This is a genomic window from Pseudomonas sp. GW458-11-26-14-LB4, from assembly GCF_059423925.1.
The window spans coordinates 431749-447229 of sequence record NZ_JBWKYU010000001.1 but is presented as its reverse complement, the minus strand read 5'-3'; the positions used below and the strand labels follow the sequence as shown (position 1 = coordinate 447229).

Annotated in this window: 12 protein-coding genes and 1 pseudogene; 10 read left to right on the top strand and 3 right to left on the bottom strand. The window is 61.9% G+C overall.

Annotated features, from left to right (window positions below; genetic code table 11):
- Positions 1–42: 42 nt before the first annotated feature.
- The 6 genes from dadA to AC07XZ_RS02040 all read left to right on the top strand — a co-directional run bounded on the left by dadA (position 43) and on the right by AC07XZ_RS02040 (position 6136).
- The gene (dadA, locus tag AC07XZ_RS02065; protein WP_007954487.1) at positions 43–1347 is read left to right on the top strand and encodes a D-amino acid dehydrogenase; all 1305 of its coding nucleotides are present in this window, start codon (positions 43–45) and stop codon (positions 1345–1347) included.
- Positions 1319–1672 (top strand): RidA family protein, encoded by a 354-nt coding sequence (locus AC07XZ_RS02060; protein ID WP_039765240.1) that lies wholly within the window; start codon positions 1319–1321, stop codon positions 1670–1672. The genes dadA and AC07XZ_RS02060 overlap by 29 nt, the downstream gene beginning before the upstream one ends.
- Positions 1673–1767: 95 nt before the next feature.
- Positions 1768–2841: an alanine racemase gene (alr, locus tag AC07XZ_RS02055; protein WP_102685865.1), complete on the top strand. Its 1074-nt coding sequence runs from the start codon at positions 1768–1770 to the stop codon at positions 2839–2841.
- 88 nt (positions 2842–2929) lie between these two features.
- On the top strand, positions 2930–3478 hold the full coding sequence (locus AC07XZ_RS02050) for a cupin domain-containing protein (RefSeq protein ID WP_003229444.1): 549 nt from the start codon (positions 2930–2932) through the stop codon (positions 3476–3478).
- Between the two features lie 182 nt (positions 3479–3660).
- Positions 3661–4077 carry a c-type cytochrome gene (locus tag AC07XZ_RS02045; RefSeq protein WP_102685864.1) on the top strand — a complete coding sequence of 139 codons (417 nt, stop codon included), beginning with the start codon at positions 3661–3663 and terminating at the stop codon, positions 4075–4077.
- A gap of 136 nt (positions 4078–4213) precedes the next feature.
- Positions 4214–6136 (top strand): acetyl-CoA hydrolase/transferase C-terminal domain-containing protein, encoded by a 1923-nt coding sequence (locus tag AC07XZ_RS02040; protein ID WP_102685863.1) that lies wholly within the window; start codon positions 4214–4216, stop codon positions 6134–6136.
- 69 nt (positions 6137–6205) lie between these two features.
- On the opposite strand, the gene AC07XZ_RS02035 is transcribed toward AC07XZ_RS02040, so the two are convergent.
- Both AC07XZ_RS02035 and rep read right to left on the bottom strand, forming a co-directional pair.
- Positions 6206–6778, bottom strand: a complete 573-nt coding sequence (locus AC07XZ_RS02035) for a xanthine phosphoribosyltransferase (RefSeq protein WP_007954497.1) — start codon at positions 6776–6778, stop codon at positions 6206–6208.
- Between the two features lie 57 nt (positions 6779–6835).
- Positions 6836–8845 carry a DNA helicase Rep gene (rep, locus tag AC07XZ_RS02030; RefSeq protein ID WP_085731399.1) on the bottom strand — a complete coding sequence of 670 codons (2010 nt, stop codon included), beginning with the start codon at positions 8843–8845 and terminating at the stop codon, positions 6836–6838.
- Between the two features lie 264 nt (positions 8846–9109).
- On the opposite strand from rep, the gene AC07XZ_RS02025 reads away from it, so the two are divergent.
- Entirely contained in the window at positions 9110–10780 is a 1671-nt protein-coding gene (locus AC07XZ_RS02025; protein WP_085746792.1) for a putative bifunctional diguanylate cyclase/phosphodiesterase, read from the top strand.
- 42 nt (positions 10781–10822) lie between these two features.
- Here AC07XZ_RS02025 and AC07XZ_RS02020 read toward each other — a convergent pair whose 3' ends face one another.
- The gene (locus AC07XZ_RS02020; RefSeq protein ID WP_102685862.1) at positions 10823–12217 is read right to left on the bottom strand and encodes a NorM family multidrug efflux MATE transporter; all 1395 of its coding nucleotides are present in this window, start codon (positions 12215–12217) and stop codon (positions 10823–10825) included.
- A 157-nt stretch (positions 12218–12374) separates the two neighbouring features.
- Here AC07XZ_RS02020 and AC07XZ_RS02015 point away from each other — a divergent pair, with 157 nt between their 5' ends.
- The 3 genes and pseudogenes from AC07XZ_RS02015 to AC07XZ_RS02005 all read left to right on the top strand — a co-directional run bounded on the left by AC07XZ_RS02015 (position 12375) and on the right by AC07XZ_RS02005 (position 15452).
- Entirely contained in the window at positions 12375–13295 is a 921-nt protein-coding gene (locus AC07XZ_RS02015) for a LysR substrate-binding domain-containing protein (RefSeq protein ID WP_085746790.1), read from the top strand.
- A 180-nt stretch (positions 13296–13475) separates the two neighbouring features.
- Positions 13476–14597: pseudogene (locus AC07XZ_RS02010) on the top strand (Cache 3/Cache 2 fusion domain-containing protein); the annotation flags it as partial.
- On the top strand, positions 14592–15452 hold the full coding sequence (locus tag AC07XZ_RS02005) for a methyl-accepting chemotaxis protein (protein WP_371921017.1): 861 nt from the start codon (positions 14592–14594) through the stop codon (positions 15450–15452). The pseudogene AC07XZ_RS02010 and the gene AC07XZ_RS02005, both read left to right, overlap by 6 nt.
- Positions 15453–15481 lie beyond the last annotated feature (29 nt).

The window sequence follows — 15481 nt, the reverse complement described above, 5'->3', positions numbered from 1 at the left end:
TAACAACAGACGTACGCGGCACGCCGCGATGAGGGATACAAAATGCGCGTTATGGTCTTGGGTAGCGGCGTCATCGGTACCGCCAGTGCTTACTATCTGGCCCGTGCCGGGTTTGAAGTGGTGGTGGTCGACCGGCAGCCCGCCGCGGCCATGGAGACCAGTTTTGCCAACGCCGGCCAGGTCTCGCCGGGCTACGCCTCGCCGTGGGCCGCGCCGGGCGTACCCCTCAAAGCCATCAAGTGGCTGCTGCAACGCCACGCACCGCTGGCGATCAAGGCCACCGCCGACATCGACCAGTACCTGTGGATGGCGCAGATGCTGCGCAACTGCACTGCCAACCGTTACGCGGTGAACAAGGAGCGCATGGTGCGTCTGTCCGAGTACAGCCGCGACTGCCTCGACGAATTGCGCGCCGAAACCGGCATCGCCTACGAAGGCCGCAGCCTCGGTACGACCCAGTTGTTCCGCACCCAGGCGCAACTGGATAACGCCGCCAAGGACATCGCTGTATTGAAAGAGTCCGGCGTGCCGTTCGAAGTGCTCGATCGTGCCGGCATTGCCCGCGTCGAACCGGCTCTGGCCGGTGTCACCGACATCCTCGCCGGTGCCCTGCGCCTGCCGAACGACCAGACCGGCGACTGCCAGATCTTCACCACCCGCCTCGCCGAAATGGCCACCAAGCTCGGTGTGGAGTTCCGCTTCGGCCAGGACATCCAGCGGCTCGACTTCGCCGGTGACCGCATCAACGGCGTGTGGATCGACGGCAAGCTGGAAACCGCTGACCGCTACGTGCTGGCCCTCGGCAGCTACTCGCCGCAACTGCTCAAGCCGCTGGGCATCAAGGCCCCGGTGTATCCGTTGAAGGGCTACTCGCTGACCGTGCCGATCACCAACCCGGCGATGGCCCCGACTTCGACCATTCTCGACGAGACTTACAAAGTCGCGATCACCCGTTTCGATAACCGCATCCGCGTCGGCGGCATGGCGGAGATCGCCGGTTTTGACCTGTCGCTGAACCCGCGTCGGCGCGAAACCCTGGAGATGATCGTCAACGACCTTTATCCTCAGGGCGGCAATCTGGCCGAAGCGAGTTTCTGGACCGGCCTGCGTCCAACCACCCCGGATGGCACGCCGATCGTCGGCGCCACCCCGTTCAAGAACCTCTTCCTGAACACCGGTCACGGCACCCTCGGCTGGACCATGGCGTGCGGCTCCGGTCGCTTGCTGGCTGATTTGATGGCGAAGAAAAAGCCACAGATCAGCGCCGAAGGCCTCGATATTTCCCGTTATGGCAACACCACCCAGGAGTCCGCAAAGCATGGCAATCCAGCGCCAGCTCACCAATGAGCGCATGAGTCAGATCGTCAGCCACAACGGTACGGTGTATCTGTCCGGGCAGGTCGGCGATGACTTCAACGCCGGTGTCGAACAGCAGACCCGCGACGTACTCGCCAATATCGAGCGCCTGCTCGATCTGGCCGGCACCGACAAACAGCATCTGCTGTCGGCGACGATCTACCTGAACGATATCGAGGCGCACTTTGCCGGCATGAATTCGGTGTGGGATCAGTGGCTGCCCAAAGGCGCCGCCCCGGCCCGTGCCACGGTTGAAGCGAAGATGGCCAAGCCGAGCATCCTGGTCGAAATCTCCATCGTCGCCGCGTTGCCGTAACCCGTTCTAAAGATCCCTCTCCCGGTGCTGTTGGCGGTTCACGCCGTCAGCCAGCGCCGGTTTTTATTCCCATGACCGCCAAGAAGTCTGCTGCCATGCGTCCTGCCCGTGCCCTGATCGACCTTCAAGCCCTGCGTCACAATTACCGTATCGCCCGTGAAGTCACCGGTGCCAAGGCACTGGCGGTGATCAAGGCCGATGCCTACGGCCATGGCGCAGTGCGTTGCGCCCAGGCGCTGGAGGCTGAAGCGGACGGCTTCGCGGTGGCGTGTATCGAAGAGGCCCTGGAGCTGCGTGCCGCCGGGATTCGCGCGCCGGTGCTGTTGCTCGAAGGCTTTTTCGAGGCCGATGAGCTGGCGCTGATCGTCGAGCACGATTTCTGGTGCGTGGTGCATTCGCTGTGGCAGCTCGAAGCGATCGAGCAGGCGGCGTTGAGCAAACCGATCACCGTATGGCTGAAGCTCGATTCGGGCATGCACCGTGTGGGCCTGCATCCGAAGGATTACCCGGCGGCTTATCAGCGTCTGCTGGCCAGCGGCAACGTAGCGAAAGTCGTGCTGATGAGCCACTTCGCCCGGGCCGATGAGCTGCACGAGCAGAGCAGCGCCGAGCAGGTTGCCGTGTTCGAAGCCGCGCGTCAGGGCCTGGCCGCTGAAGTCAGCCTGCGCAATTCGCCGGCGGTGCTGGGCTGGCCTCAGATTCACAGCGACTGGGTGCGTCCGGGCATCATGCTCTACGGCGCCACTCCGTTCGAAGAAGCCAACGCCGTGGCCGAGCGCCTGCAACCGGTGATGACCCTGGAATCGAAAGTCATCAGCGTGCGCGAGCTGCCGGCCGGCGAACCGGTGGGTTACGGTGCGAAATTCATCACCGACAAACCGATGCGCATCGGCGTGGTCGCCATGGGTTACGCCGACGGTTATCCGCGTCAGGCGCCGACCGGCACTCCGGTACTGGTGGCCGGTCAGCGCAGCCGCATTCTTGGCCGGGTGTCGATGGACATGCTGTGCATCGACCTGACCGACGTGCCGCAAGCCGGCCTCGGATCGACTGTCGAGTTGTGGGGCAAGAACATCCTCGCCAGCGACGTGGCGAAGTGGGCGGACACCATTCCGTACCAGATCTTCTGCAACCTGCGCCGGGTGCCAAGGCTCTATTCCGAGGGTTGAAGCGCTAGCGGGGCCCAAGTGTTGTAAATACTGAACGCTGTCGCCATGATAACGCTCAATATTTCTACAACATCAGGAGGCTCCAGCCTTGGACGTCGGTGAACGACTGCAATCGATCCGCAAGCTCAAAGGGCTTTCCCAGCGTGAACTCGCCAAGCGCGCGGGCGTCACCAACAGCACCATTTCGATGATCGAAAAGAACAGCGTCAGCCCTTCGATCAGTTCGCTGAGGAAAGTTCTTGGCGGGATTCCCATGTCCATGGTCGAGTTCTTTTCCGAAGAGATTTTGCAGGAAAAACCGACCCAGATCGTCTACAAGGCCAACGAGCTGATCGACATTTCCGACGGCGCCGTGACCATGAAACTGGTCGGCCGCGCGCACCCGAGTCGGGCCATCGCGTTCCTCAATGAAATCTACCCGCCGGGCGCCGACACCGGCGAAGAAATGCTCACCCACGAAGGCGAGGAAACCGGGATTCTGGTGGAAGGGCGCCTGGAGCTGGTGGTGGGTCTTGAAACTTTTATCCTCGAAGCCGGCGACAGCTACTACTTTGAAAGTACCAAGCCGCATCGTTTCCGTAATCCGTTCGATGCACCGGCGCGACTAATCAGCGCAGCCACGCCGGCGAATTTTTAAACAAAGAGGCGCCAGGCCATACCGGCGAAGGCACCCGAAACGTTTTTCCACAGCGCGATATAACCCCTTCGACTTTGGGGTTGTTTCAGTGAAGCGGGCTAACCGCTATACTTGCGCCCGCCTGCGAACCGTGGCCGCAGGCGTGAATAGCCACCATTGAGGGTGAACGCGTGAACCTAATTATGAAAATGCTGGCTGCACCAGCAACCGTACTGGCCCTCTGGGCTGTCAGCGCTCAAGCTGCGACGAATGACGACATTGCCAAACGCCTCGAGCCGGTCGGCCAGGTGTGTGTTCAAGGGCAAGAGTGCAAGGGGATGGAAGTCGCTGCTTCGGCAGGCGGCGGTGGCGGCGCCAAGACGCCGGACGAAGTGATTGCCAAACATTGCAACGCTTGCCACGGCTCCGGCCTGCTGGGCGCACCGAAAATCGGTGATGCGGCAGCCTGGAAAGAGCGCGCCGATCACCAGGGCGGCCTCGACGGCATCCTGGCCAAGGCCATCACGGGCATCAATGCCATGCCGCCGAAAGGCACCTGCGCCGACTGCTCCGATGAAGAGCTCAAGGGCGCGATCCAGAAGATGTCCGGCCTGAAATAAGCCGCGCTTCTGACGAAAAAAACCGTCTCCGGACGGTTTTTTTGTGCCCGCGATTCAGGCCTGAGGCTGTTCTTTGCAGCAAACAACCGGCAATCTCGGTCGTACCTCTATTCACGGAACGGGCAGGAGGCTTCAGATGGTGCAGTTGTGTTCGATCGAACAGGCAGTGGACGACGTGCTGGCGCGGTTGCCGGCGCACATCCACATGGGCCTGCCGCTGGGGCTGGGCAAACCCAATCCCTTCGTCAACGCGCTGTACCGGCGGGTTGCCGGATTGCCCGAACGTCAGCTGACGATCTACACCGCCTTGTGCCTCGGCCGTCCGGCCTTGGGCGATGGTTTGCAGAAGCGCTTCATCGAACCCTTCGTCGAGCGGGTGTTCGGCGATTACCCGGAACTGGAATTCCTCGCCGACCTGCACCGTGACAGCCTGCCGTCCAACATCCGCATCGAGCAATTCTTCATGCAGCCCGGCAGTCTGCTCAACAGCGCGCCGGCCCAGCAGGATTACGTCAGCAGCAATTACAGCCACGCCGCCCGTGATATCAACGCCGCCGGCCTGAACCTGGTGGCGCAGTTGCTCGCCAGCAGCAGCGAACACCCGGATCGCCTGAGCCTGAGCTGCAACCCGGACATCACCCTCGACCTGTTCCCGATGATCGCCAAACGCCGGGCAGCGGGGGAAACGATCCTGCTGGTCGGCCAAGTGCACACCGAGTTGCCGTACATGCCCGGCGATGCGGAAGTCGATATCGATACCTTCGACCTGCTGATCGACGAGAAGGACAGCAGCACACTGTTCTCCACACCAAACATGCCCGTCGGGTTTCAGGATCACTTCATCGGTTTGCACGCCAGTACCTTGGTGCGCGATGGCGGTACTTTGCAGATCGGCATCGGCTCGATGGGCGATGCGCTGACCGCTGCATTGCTGGCGCGTCAGGCCGACAACGCCGGATACAAGGACCTGCTGGCCGATGTGAACCTCAGCCAGTGGGCGCAGTTGATCGAACGCGAGGGCGGCATCGAACCCTTCGCCAAAGGCCTGTACGGTTGCAGCGAAATGTTCGTCAACGGCCTGCTGGTGCTGGCCGAAGCCGGGATCATCCGTCGCAAGGTCTACCCGGATGTACAGACTCAGGAGCAAGCCAACGGCGGGACCCTCGACGAAGCGGCGCAAACCGACGGCCTGTCGATCCACGGCGGTTTCTTCCTCGGGCCGCGCAGTTTCTATGAACGCTTGCGTGAGTTGCCGCTGAGCAAACGCCTTGAATTCAACATGACCCGCATCAGCTTCATCAACGAGCTGTACGGTCAGGAAGAACTCAAACGTCTGCAGCGTCTGGATGCGCGGTTCATCAACACCGTGTTCACCATGACCCTGCTGGGTGCCGGGGTGGCGGATCAACTGGAAGACGGGCGGGTGCTCAGCGGCGTCGGCGGGCAGTACAACTTCGTTGCCCAGGGGCATGCGCTGCACGATGCGCGCTCCATCCTGCTGCTGCGCAGCTGGCGCGAATCCGGCGGCGATGTCAGCTCGAACATTGTCTGGGAATACGGCCATTGCACGATTCCACGGCACCTGCGCGATATCGTGGTCACCGAGTACGGCATCGCCGATCTGCGCGGCAAGTCGGATGCGGTGGTGATAGAGGCGCTGTTGAACATCAGCGATTCGCGCTTCCAGCAGGGGCTGATCGAGCAGGCGCAGAAGGTCGGCAAGCTGCCGGAGGATTTCCGTCTCGATCCGCGCTTTACCGACAACACCCCGCAACGCTTGCAGGCGATTGCCGCGCGGCATCCGAACCTGTTTCCGGAGTATCCGCTGGGCTGTGATTTCACTGAGGTCGAGAAGGATTTGCTGCGGGCGCTGAACTGGCTCAAGAGCAAATTCAAGCTGACCGAGATTCTGGAGCTGGGCAAGGCGGCGCTGGATGCGCCTGAGGCTTCGCTGTATCCGGAGCATCTGGCGCGCATGCAGCTCACTGATCCGGAAGGTCTGAAGGAAGACCTGTTTCAGCGGTTGTTGCTTACTGGCCTCAAAGCTACCGCGCAATAATGTTCACCGTAAAACCAACTGTGGGAGCGGGCTTGCCCGCTCCCACAGGGATAATGCGATGAAGCCGGGTTACTCGATGAAAGTCACCACGCCATCCTTCAGCGACTTCACGCGAGCCAGCGACTCGACGCGGTAACCCTGCGAATCCAGTTCCGCACGGCCGCCCTGGAACGACTTCTCGATCACGATGCCCAGGCCCGCGACGGTGGCGCCGGCCTGCTTGATGATCGAGATCAGCGCCTGGGATGCCTTACCGTTGGCCAGGAAGTCGTCGATGATCAGCACGCGGTCGCTGCTGGTCAGGTGGCGCGGGGAGATGGCCACGGTGCTTTCGGTCTTCTTGGTGAACGAGTAAACGGTCGCCGACAGCAGGTTTTCAGTCAGGGTCAGGGACTGTTGCTTGCGGGCGAAGATCACCGGCACGCCGAGGTTCAGACCGGTCATGATCGCCGGAGCGATGCCCGAGGCTTCGATGGTGACGATCTTGGTGATGCCCGAATCCTTGAACAGCGTGGCGAACTCGTCGCCGATCAGCTTCATCAGGGCCGGGTCGATCTGGTGGTTCAGGAAGGCGTCGACCTTCAGGACCTGGTCGGAAAGCACAATGCCTAGTTCGCGGATTTTCTGGTGCAATGCTTCCATGAAGCTGTCCTCATTTGACGCTTTGTGCGTCGAAGGTCTAGTAAAAAGTGGTCAATTCTAGCGCTTTAACATCGCGCGTATATCAGCCAGTGCGCTGTTGCCCCGCACGGCTTTGACTTCGGTCGGTGTGTCGTCGTTGCCTTCCCAGGCCAGGTCGTCCGGCGGCAGCTCATCGAGGAAGCGGCTTGGCGCGCAGTCGATGATCTCGCCGTACTGTTTGCGCTTGGCGGCGAAGGTAAACGCGAGAGTCTGGCGCGCGCGGGTGATGCCCACGTAGGCCAGGCGGCGTTCTTCTTCGATGGTGTCGGCTTCGATGCTGGAACGGTGCGGGAGGATTTCCTCTTCCATGCCCATGATGAACACGTAAGGGAATTCCAGGCCCTTGGACGCATGCAGGGTCATCATCTGCACGCCTTCGGCGCCGTCCTCTTCTTCCTGCTGACGCTCGAGCATGTCACGCAGGACCAGTTTGCCGATGGCGTCCTCGACGGTCATTTCGCCGTCTTCGTCTTTTTCCAGGGTGTTCTTCAAGGCTTCGATCAGGAACCAGACGTTGCTCATCCGGTAGTCCGCGGCCTTGTCGCTGGAACTGTTGGTGCGCAGCCAGTTCTCGTAGTCGATGTCCATGACCATGCTGCGCAGGGCGGAGATCGGGTCTTCGCCGGCGCATTGCTCGCGTACCTTGTCCATGAAGCGCTTGAAGCGCGACAGGCGATCGGTGAAGCGGCTGTCCAGATGCTCGCCCAGGCCGAGTTCGTCGGTGGCGGCGTACATCGAGATCTTGCGTTCGGTGGCGTAGTTGCCGAGTTTTTCCAGGGTCGTCGAGCCGATTTCACGGCGCGGCACGTTGATCACCCGCAGGAAGGCGTTGTCGTCGTCCGGGTTCACGATCAGGCGGAAGTAGGCCATCAGGTCTTTCACTTCCTGACGCCCGAAGAAGCTGTTGCCGCCGCTCAAACGGTATGGCACTTGATGGTGCTGCAGTTTCAGCTCGATCAGCTTGGCCTGGTAGTTGCCGCGATAGAGGATCGCGAAATCGCTGTACGGGCGGTCGGTGCGCAAGTGCAGGCTGAGGATTTCCATGGCCACGCGCTCGGCTTCGGCGTCCTCGTTGCGGCAGCGGATCACGCGGATCTCGTCGCCGTGGCCCATTTCACTCCACAACTGCTTTTCGAATTCGTGCGGGTTGTTCGAGATCAGCACGTTGGCGCAGCGCAGGATGCGGCTGGTGGAGCGGTAGTTCTGCTCCAGCATCACCACTTTCAGGGACGGGTAGTCGTCCTTGAGCAGCATCAGGTTTTCCGGCCGCGCGCCGCGCCAGGCGTAGATCGACTGGTCGTCGTCGCCCACCACGGTGAACTGGTTACGCTTGCCGATGAGCATTTTCACCAGCAAATACTGGCTGGCGTTGGTGTCCTGGTATTCGTCGACCAGCAGGTAACGCACCTTGTTCTGCCACTTTTCGAGGATGTCGGCGTGCTCTTCGAAGAGTTTAACCGGCAGCAGGATCAGGTCGTCGAAGTCCACCGCGTTGAACGCCTTGAGCGTGCGCTGATAGTGGGTGTAGACGATGGCGGCGGTCTGTTCCTTGGGGTTACGGGCGTTTTCCAGGGCCTCGGCCGGCAGGATCAGATCGTTTTTCCAGGCGCCGATCATATTCTTGATCTCGTCGACGCCGTCGTCGCCTGCGTATTCCTTCTGCATGATGTCGGTCATCAGCGACTTGACGTCGGTTTCGTCGAAGATCGAGAAACCGGGTTTGTAGCCCAGCCGTTCATGTTCCTTGCGGATGATGTTCAGGCCCAGGTTGTGGAAGGTGCAGACCGTCAGGCCGCGACCTTCCCCGGCACGCAGCAGGGTGCCGACCCGTTCCTTCATCTCGCGCGCGGCCTTGTTGGTGAAGGTCATGGCGACGATGTATTGGGCACGGATGCCGCAGTTCTGGATCAGGTGCGCGATCTTGCGCGTGATCACACTGGTCTTGCCGGAGCCAGCACCGGCGAGCACCAATAGAGGGCCGCCGACGTAGTTCACGGCTTCTTGCTGCCGGGGATTGAGTCGGGACATACGAAAATTCGGGAGTCGTTGACGAAATGGGCCGGCATTTTAACAGGCTCAGCGATTTGTGCTGCTCTCTCCGACTTGTGACGCAGCACGCGATTCAAATTTGCCGGTTTTGTTACTTTCACGCAGGATGCGCGGTGATTTTGCGGCTAATGTTCTCATTCGTGACACAAAATAACGTTTTGATAACCGTTGTCGTTTGGTCATTGGTAGCCGCAACGGCATAATGCCCGCCGCCCACATCATTGCAGAGTCTAGGGAGTCAGCTTGACTACGCCTGTCGAACCCTTGCGTTTGCTGCTACTGGCCGAAGAGCCAGCGTGGACAGCGTTATTGCGCGAGTGTCTGGCTCCGTTGGGGAGTGCGGCGGTGCTGATCAGCGCGCCGAGCTGGGAGTCGGTCAGCAGTCTGTTCGAAGACAACCGCCACGCGGTGTTGTTGACCGTTCCCGCGTTGCAGCCGGCGCCCGGCCGTTGCAGCCTGCCGACGGTATTGCTTCTGGAACACGAGCCGGCGACCGCGCCCGACGGCGTCAGCGACTGGCTGGTATTCGATGCCCTCGATGCCGGCATGCTACGGCGTTGCCTGCGGCATGTGCGCGAACGCGGCGTGCTGGAAAACACCCTGCAACGCCTGGCCGAGCAGGATCCGCTGACCGGCATCGCCAACCGTCAGGGTTTCCAGACTCTTCTGACGGCGCGCCTCGCCGAAAATGACGGCCGCGGCCTGGCCCTCGGGCATCTTGATCTCGACAACTTCCGCCACGCCAACGACGCCCTCGGCCACCAGGCCGGCGACCGCCTGATCCTGCAAGTCGTCGCACGCCTGAAAAGCCAGCTGGAAGTCGGCGATCAACTGGCGCGCCTCGGCAGCGATGAATTCGCCTTGCTGATCGATACCCGCCGCGCCCCGCAACGGGCCGAATGGATGGCCGAACGCATCACCGAGGCCCTGGCTGAACCTTACTGGGTCGACGGCGAAAGCCTTTTGATCGGCTCCAGCCTGGGCATCGCCCATGCCCGCGCCCAGGGCGGTGCCGATCCGCTGATGTGGCACGCGCATATCGCCATGCAGCAGGCCAAGAGCACTCAGGGCTGCACCTTTCACATTTTCAACGAACGAATCAACCGCAACGCGCGGAGCATGGCCGACCTCGAAAGCGAACTGCGCCGGGCCTTGCGTCGTGACGAGCTGGAGCTGCATTACCAGCCGCGCCTGAACCTGCAGGACGGCCAGATCGTCGGCCTCGAAGCGCTGGTGCGCTGGCGCCACAGCGAACGCGGCCTGCTACCACCGAGCGAATTCGTGCCGCTGGCCGAGCAGAGCGGTCTGATCGTGCCGCTGGGTTACTGGGTGATTTCCCGGGCCCTGCGCGATATGCAGGCGTTGCGCGAACGCGGATTGCCGGCGCTGCATATGGCGATCAACCTGTCGTTCCGCCAGTTTCAGGACAGCCAGTTGCTGCCGACGCTCAGCCGTCTGATTGCCGAGCGCGGAGTCGAAGCGCAGTGGCTGGAATTCGAACTCACCGAAACCGCCGTGATGCGCCGCAGCGATCTGGTCAAGCAGACCATGGACGCGCTCGGTCGCCTCGGCGTGCGTTTCTCGCTGGATGATTTCGGCACCGGGTTCTCGTCGTTCGTGCATCTCAACAGCCTGCCGATCACCTTGCTGAAGATCGACAAGAGTTTCGTCGGTGGCATGGAGCAGCGCGAAGAGAACCGCAAACTGGTGCACGCGATGATCAACCTTGCGCACAACCTGCACCTGGAAGTGGTTGCCGAAGGGGTGGAAACCCGCGAGCAACTGGATCTGTTGCGCGGGTTCGGTTGCGATCAGGTGCAGGGTTACCTGATCAGCAAGCCGTTGCCGTTGACGGAACTGGTTGATTACCTGGTGGCTGATGCCAGTCAGCCGCCGCTGGGCATTGTGGTTTAGCCTCAAGTCCCTGTGGGAGCGAGCTTGCTTCCACAGGGAAACTCATTCCGGCTGAGCGATCTTGAAGCCTTGAGGTTGCGGCTCAAGCCGAATCATTCGCTTCATCTTCCATTCGAATGCCAGCGTCAGGCTCACCGCCGCACAGGCCAGCCCAAGCGCCAGACCCCACCAGACGCCGGTCGGCCCCCAGTGCAGATGGAACGCCATCAGCCACGCCGCCGGCGCACCGATCAGCCAGTAGCAACCGAGCCCGACCAGAAATGTGGTCTTGGCATCCTTGAGCCCGCGGATGCAGCCCATGGCAATCGTCTGCGTGCCGTCGAACAGCTCGAACCACGCTGCCACGGCGAGCAGGCTCACCGCCAGACGAATCACCTCGGCAAACGCCGGATCGTTATGGTCGAGGAACAAGCCGACCAACTGATTCGGCAGCAGCCAGAACACCATCGCAAACCCCAGCATTACCACTGCTCCGAAGACGATGCCGACCCGCCCGGACATCCGCGCATCGCTCAATTGCCCGGCGCCGTAATGCTGGCCGACGCGCATGGTGATCGCATACGACATCCCCGCCGGAACCATGAACGCCACCGAGACGATTTGCAGAGCGATCTGGTGCGCCGCCAGTTGCGTGCTGCCCATGGTGCCCATGCACAACGCGGCGAAGGCGAACAGCCCGACTTCCACCACATAGGTGCCGCCGATCGGGAGACCCAGGCGCCAGAGTTCTTTCAGGTACTGCCGGTTCGGCCGCGACAGGCCTTCACGCAGCGGGTAAGCGTCGTAGGCCGGATGCCGGCGAATGTGCCAGGCCAGTGCGAGTGCCATGCAGTTGGCGACAATCGCCGTGACCAGGCCGATACCGGTCAGCCCGAGCTGCGGCAGGCCGAACATGCCGGTGATCAGCGCGTAATTGAGCAGGAAGTTGGCCACCGTGCCGGCGAGGCTGATGACCATCACCGGCGTTGCCCGGCCGATGGCGCTGGTGAAACCGCGCAGGGCCATGAAACTCAGGTAGCCGGGCAGGGCGAACGGCAGGGCGATCAGAAATTGCCCGGCGGCGTTGACGTTGGTCTCGGTCTGGCCGAACAGCAACAGCACCGGTTTCAGATTCCACAACAGCAGCCCGGCACCGAGTGCCATCAGCCACGCCAGCCATAGCCCGGCCTGGGTCAGGCGGGCGGCGCCGATGATGTCGCCGGCGCCCTGACGAATCGCCACCAGAGTGCCGACTGCCGCAATCACGCCAATGCAGAAGATCGACACGAACGAATAACTCGCCGCGCCCAGACCGCCGCCGGCCAGCGCTTCGGGACTGAGGCGCGCCATCATCAGGGTGTCGGTCAGCACCATCAGCATGTGCGCCAACTGCGAGGCGATCAACGGCCCCGCCAGCCGCAGGATGGCCCAGAGTTCGGTACGCACAGGACGCTGCATGTTTTCACATCCTTATAAAAGAGGGAGCAAGAAACCGTCGATTCTCAGGGTTTGGCGCGGGTTGCACAAAGGGATAAAAAGGATGGGTAGCATGATTAAAACTCATCCTGCCGCGATTCTGCTAAGTTGGCGCAATCCCGCCATTGGAGCGTTGTGCATGTCCCGTCGTCTTCCACCCTTGTATGCCCTGCGCGCATTCGAAGCGGCGGCCCGCCACAGTTCGTTCACCCGGGCAGCCGAAGAGTTGTCGATCACTCAAAGTGCGGTGAGCCGGCACATCCGCACGCTCGAAGAGCACTTCGCCTGCCGCTTGTTCCACCGCAGCGGGCGTAATCTGCAACTGACCGAGTCGGCGCGCCTGCTGCTGCCGGGCATCCGTGATGGCTTTGCCGCGCTGGAACGTGCCTGTAATACCTTGCGCGCCGAAGATGACATCCTGCGCATGAAAGCCCCGTCGACCCTGACCATGCGCTGGTTGCTGGCGCGGCTCAGTCGCTTTCGTCATCTGCAGCCAGGTAACGAGGTGCAACTGACCAGCGCGTGGATGGACGTGGATTCGGTGGACTTCAATAACGAGCCCTTCGATTGCGCGGTGTTGTTGAGTGACGGGCATTTCCCGCCGGACTGGGAAGCCAGCCTGCTGTTTCCGGAGGAGCTGATTCCGGTCGGCGCGCCGAATCTGCTCAACGATCAGCCGTGGGACGTGGCGCGGCTGGCCAGCGCCGAATTGCTGCACCCGACGCCGGACCGCCGCGACTGGCGCAGTTGGCTGGAGCACATGGGGCTGTCGGATCAGGTGTCGCTCAAGGGCGGACAGGTGTTCGATACTCTGGAACTCGGGATGATTGCGGCGGCTCGGGGCTATGGGGTTTCCATGGGTGATCTGCTGATGGTGGCCGAGGATGTCGCGCAAGGACGCTTGAGTCTGCCGTGGCCGACGGCGGTCGCCAGCGGCCTGAATTATTACCTGGTGTGGCCAAAGACCCGTCCGGGAGGTGAACGTTTGCGCCGTCTGAGCGACTTCCTGCAAGGCGAAGTCCGCGCCATGGCGCTGCCGGCGGTCACGCGCTTGAGCTGAAACGTTCGAGCCTGCACAATGCCGGCCTTTCGCCATAACCCTGCTGTTCGCTCAAGTATTCGGTTTTACCGCCGAATACGTGCATGTGGAACCGTCGTGCCGGTGGCCACGATTTACCCCCATTAGAAAATTACCCGAGCTGCGATCAAGGAGGATCGGAAGTTCGGCCAGGAGCTGTCCATGTCTCAACCTCGCGCTCGGATCGCCTCGCAGCTGGGCCTCGCGCTCGCCGTGATACTGGCGATAGTCATCAGCGGCAGTACGGTGTTCGCCCTGCGTTCGCTGGACACCGCCAACCTCGCCACCCGTGAAGAACACCTGGCCAGCGAGGCACGCCTGCTCGCCGACCAGCTGAGCACTTTTCACGGCACGCTGCGCGAAAGCACCCAGCGCCTGAGCGGGTTGTTCGAGAAGCGCTTCATCGCGGGCCTGAGCATTCACCCGAGCGAGCCGGTCAATGTTGCGGGCACCCAGACCCCGGGCCTGCACTTGGGCAGCGAAGTGTTGAACAACAACTTCAAGGAAGTCGACGAGTTCAAGCAGATGACGGCGGGCGTTGCCACGCTGTTCGTGCGCAGCGGCGAAGACTTCATTCGCGTCAGCACCTCTCTGAGCAAACAAGACGGCACCCGCGCCATCGGCACCGTGCTCGACCACGCTCACCCGGCCTATGCGAAATTGATGGCGGGGCAGGGTTACGTCGGTCGCGCCTTGCTGTTCGATCGCTCCTACATGACTCAGTACACCCCGGTGCGTGACAGCAGCGGCAAGGTAATCGCGGTGTTGTTCGTCGGCTTCGATTACACCGACGCGCAGAACGCCCAGTTCGCCAATCTCAAGCGCTTCCGCATCGGCCAGACCGGTTCGCTGGCATTGCTGGACGAGAAAAACCAATGGCTGGTGGCCCCGGCGGGCGTGCAGGCGCTGGATCAAGCGGTTCCTGTAATCAACGGTCTGGCGAAAACGCCGGGTAAAGGACAGTTCTGGAGCGACAAGTCCGAAGACTTCTACAGCATCGCCGTGCCGTTCGAGGGTGGCCCGTGGTCGGTGGTGGCGAGCATGCCGAAAGCCGAGATCCGCGCGGTGACCTGGAGCGTCGGCACTCAGTTGGCCATCGGCAGTCTGCTGGCGATGCTGCTGGCGGTCGGCTCCGTGGTCTGGTTGCTGCGCAGCAAACTGGCACCGCTGGGCGATCTGGTCCGCCAGGCTGAAGCCCTGGGCGCCGGCGATCTGAGCGTGCGCCTGAGTGTGTCGAGCAACGACGAGATTGGCCAGTTGGCCCGCGCGTTCAACCAGATGAGCCAGGCCCTGTCGACCATGGTCGAGCACATCCGCCGCGCCTCGGAAGAGGTCAACCGTCGGGCTCAAGCGCTGTCCGGTCTGTCTGGCGGCGCCTATGAAGGCATGGAGCAACAGTCTGGCGAAATCACCAGCATGGCCGGCGCCGTTGAAGAGTTCTCCGCCACTTCGCTGAACATTGCCGACAACATGGGCAACACCCAGCGTCTGGCTCAGGAAAATGCCCAGCAGACCCAGATCGGTCGCACGTCGATGGAAGAAGCATCTTCCTCGCTGGAGCAGATTGCCGGTGCGCTGAACACCACCGCGACCGTGATCAACACCCTGGGTCAGCGCTCCCAGGAAATCGGCGGCATCGTCAGCGTGATCACCTCGATTGCCGAACAGACCAACCTGCTGGCACTCAACGCTGCCATCGAAGCGGCCCGTGCCGGTGAACAAGGTCGCGGGTTTGCCGTGGTGGCCGACGAAGTGCGCAGCCTCGCCTCGCGTACCCGTCAGGCGACGGATGAAATTTCCAGCATGATTAACAGCATTCAGCAGGAAACCGGCAACGCCATCAGCAACATGGAGCAGGGCAACCTGCTGATGCAGGAAGGCCTGTCGCGCAATGCTAATGTGGCGTCGGCGCTGGCGCGCATTGACGAGCAAAGCCGCTCGGCGGGTGAGCAGTTTGCCGCGATCACCACCGCGACTCAGGAGCAGAGCAGCACCGCGACTTTGCTCAGCAGCAACTTGCAGAGCATCGCGATGGCCAACAGCGAGCAGCGCGAAGTGGTATCGAACCTGGCCATCACCGCCAAGGAACTGGAAGGCCTGGCAGCCGACCTGCGCCAGGAAGTCGACCGCTTCCGGTGAGGCGTCTCTGAAATAGCTATCGCGAGCAG

Coding starts and splice junctions, on each gene's coding strand:
- dadA (WP_007954487.1), top strand. CDS start 43: ATGCGCGTTATGGTCTTGGGTAGCGGCGTCATCGGTACCGCCAGTGCT.
- AC07XZ_RS02060 (WP_039765240.1), top strand. CDS start 1,319: ATGGCAATCCAGCGCCAGCTCACCAATGAGCGCATGAGTCAGATCGTC.
- alr (WP_102685865.1), top strand. CDS start 1,768: ATGCGTCCTGCCCGTGCCCTGATCGACCTTCAAGCCCTGCGTCACAAT.
- AC07XZ_RS02045 (WP_102685864.1), top strand. CDS start 3,661: ATGAAAATGCTGGCTGCACCAGCAACCGTACTGGCCCTCTGGGCTGTC.
- AC07XZ_RS02040 (WP_102685863.1), top strand. CDS start 4,214: ATGGTGCAGTTGTGTTCGATCGAACAGGCAGTGGACGACGTGCTGGCG.
- AC07XZ_RS02035 (WP_007954497.1), bottom strand. CDS start 6,778: ATGGAAGCATTGCACCAGAAAATCCGCGAACTAGGCATTGTGCTTTCC.
- rep (WP_085731399.1), bottom strand. CDS start 8,845: ATGTCCCGACTCAATCCCCGGCAGCAAGAAGCCGTGAACTACGTCGGC.
- AC07XZ_RS02020 (WP_102685862.1), bottom strand. CDS start 12,217: ATGCAGCGTCCTGTGCGTACCGAACTCTGGGCCATCCTGCGGCTGGCG.
- AC07XZ_RS02015 (WP_085746790.1), top strand. CDS start 12,375: ATGTCCCGTCGTCTTCCACCCTTGTATGCCCTGCGCGCATTCGAAGCG.
- AC07XZ_RS02005 (WP_371921017.1), top strand. CDS start 14,592: ATGAGCCAGGCCCTGTCGACCATGGTCGAGCACATCCGCCGCGCCTCG.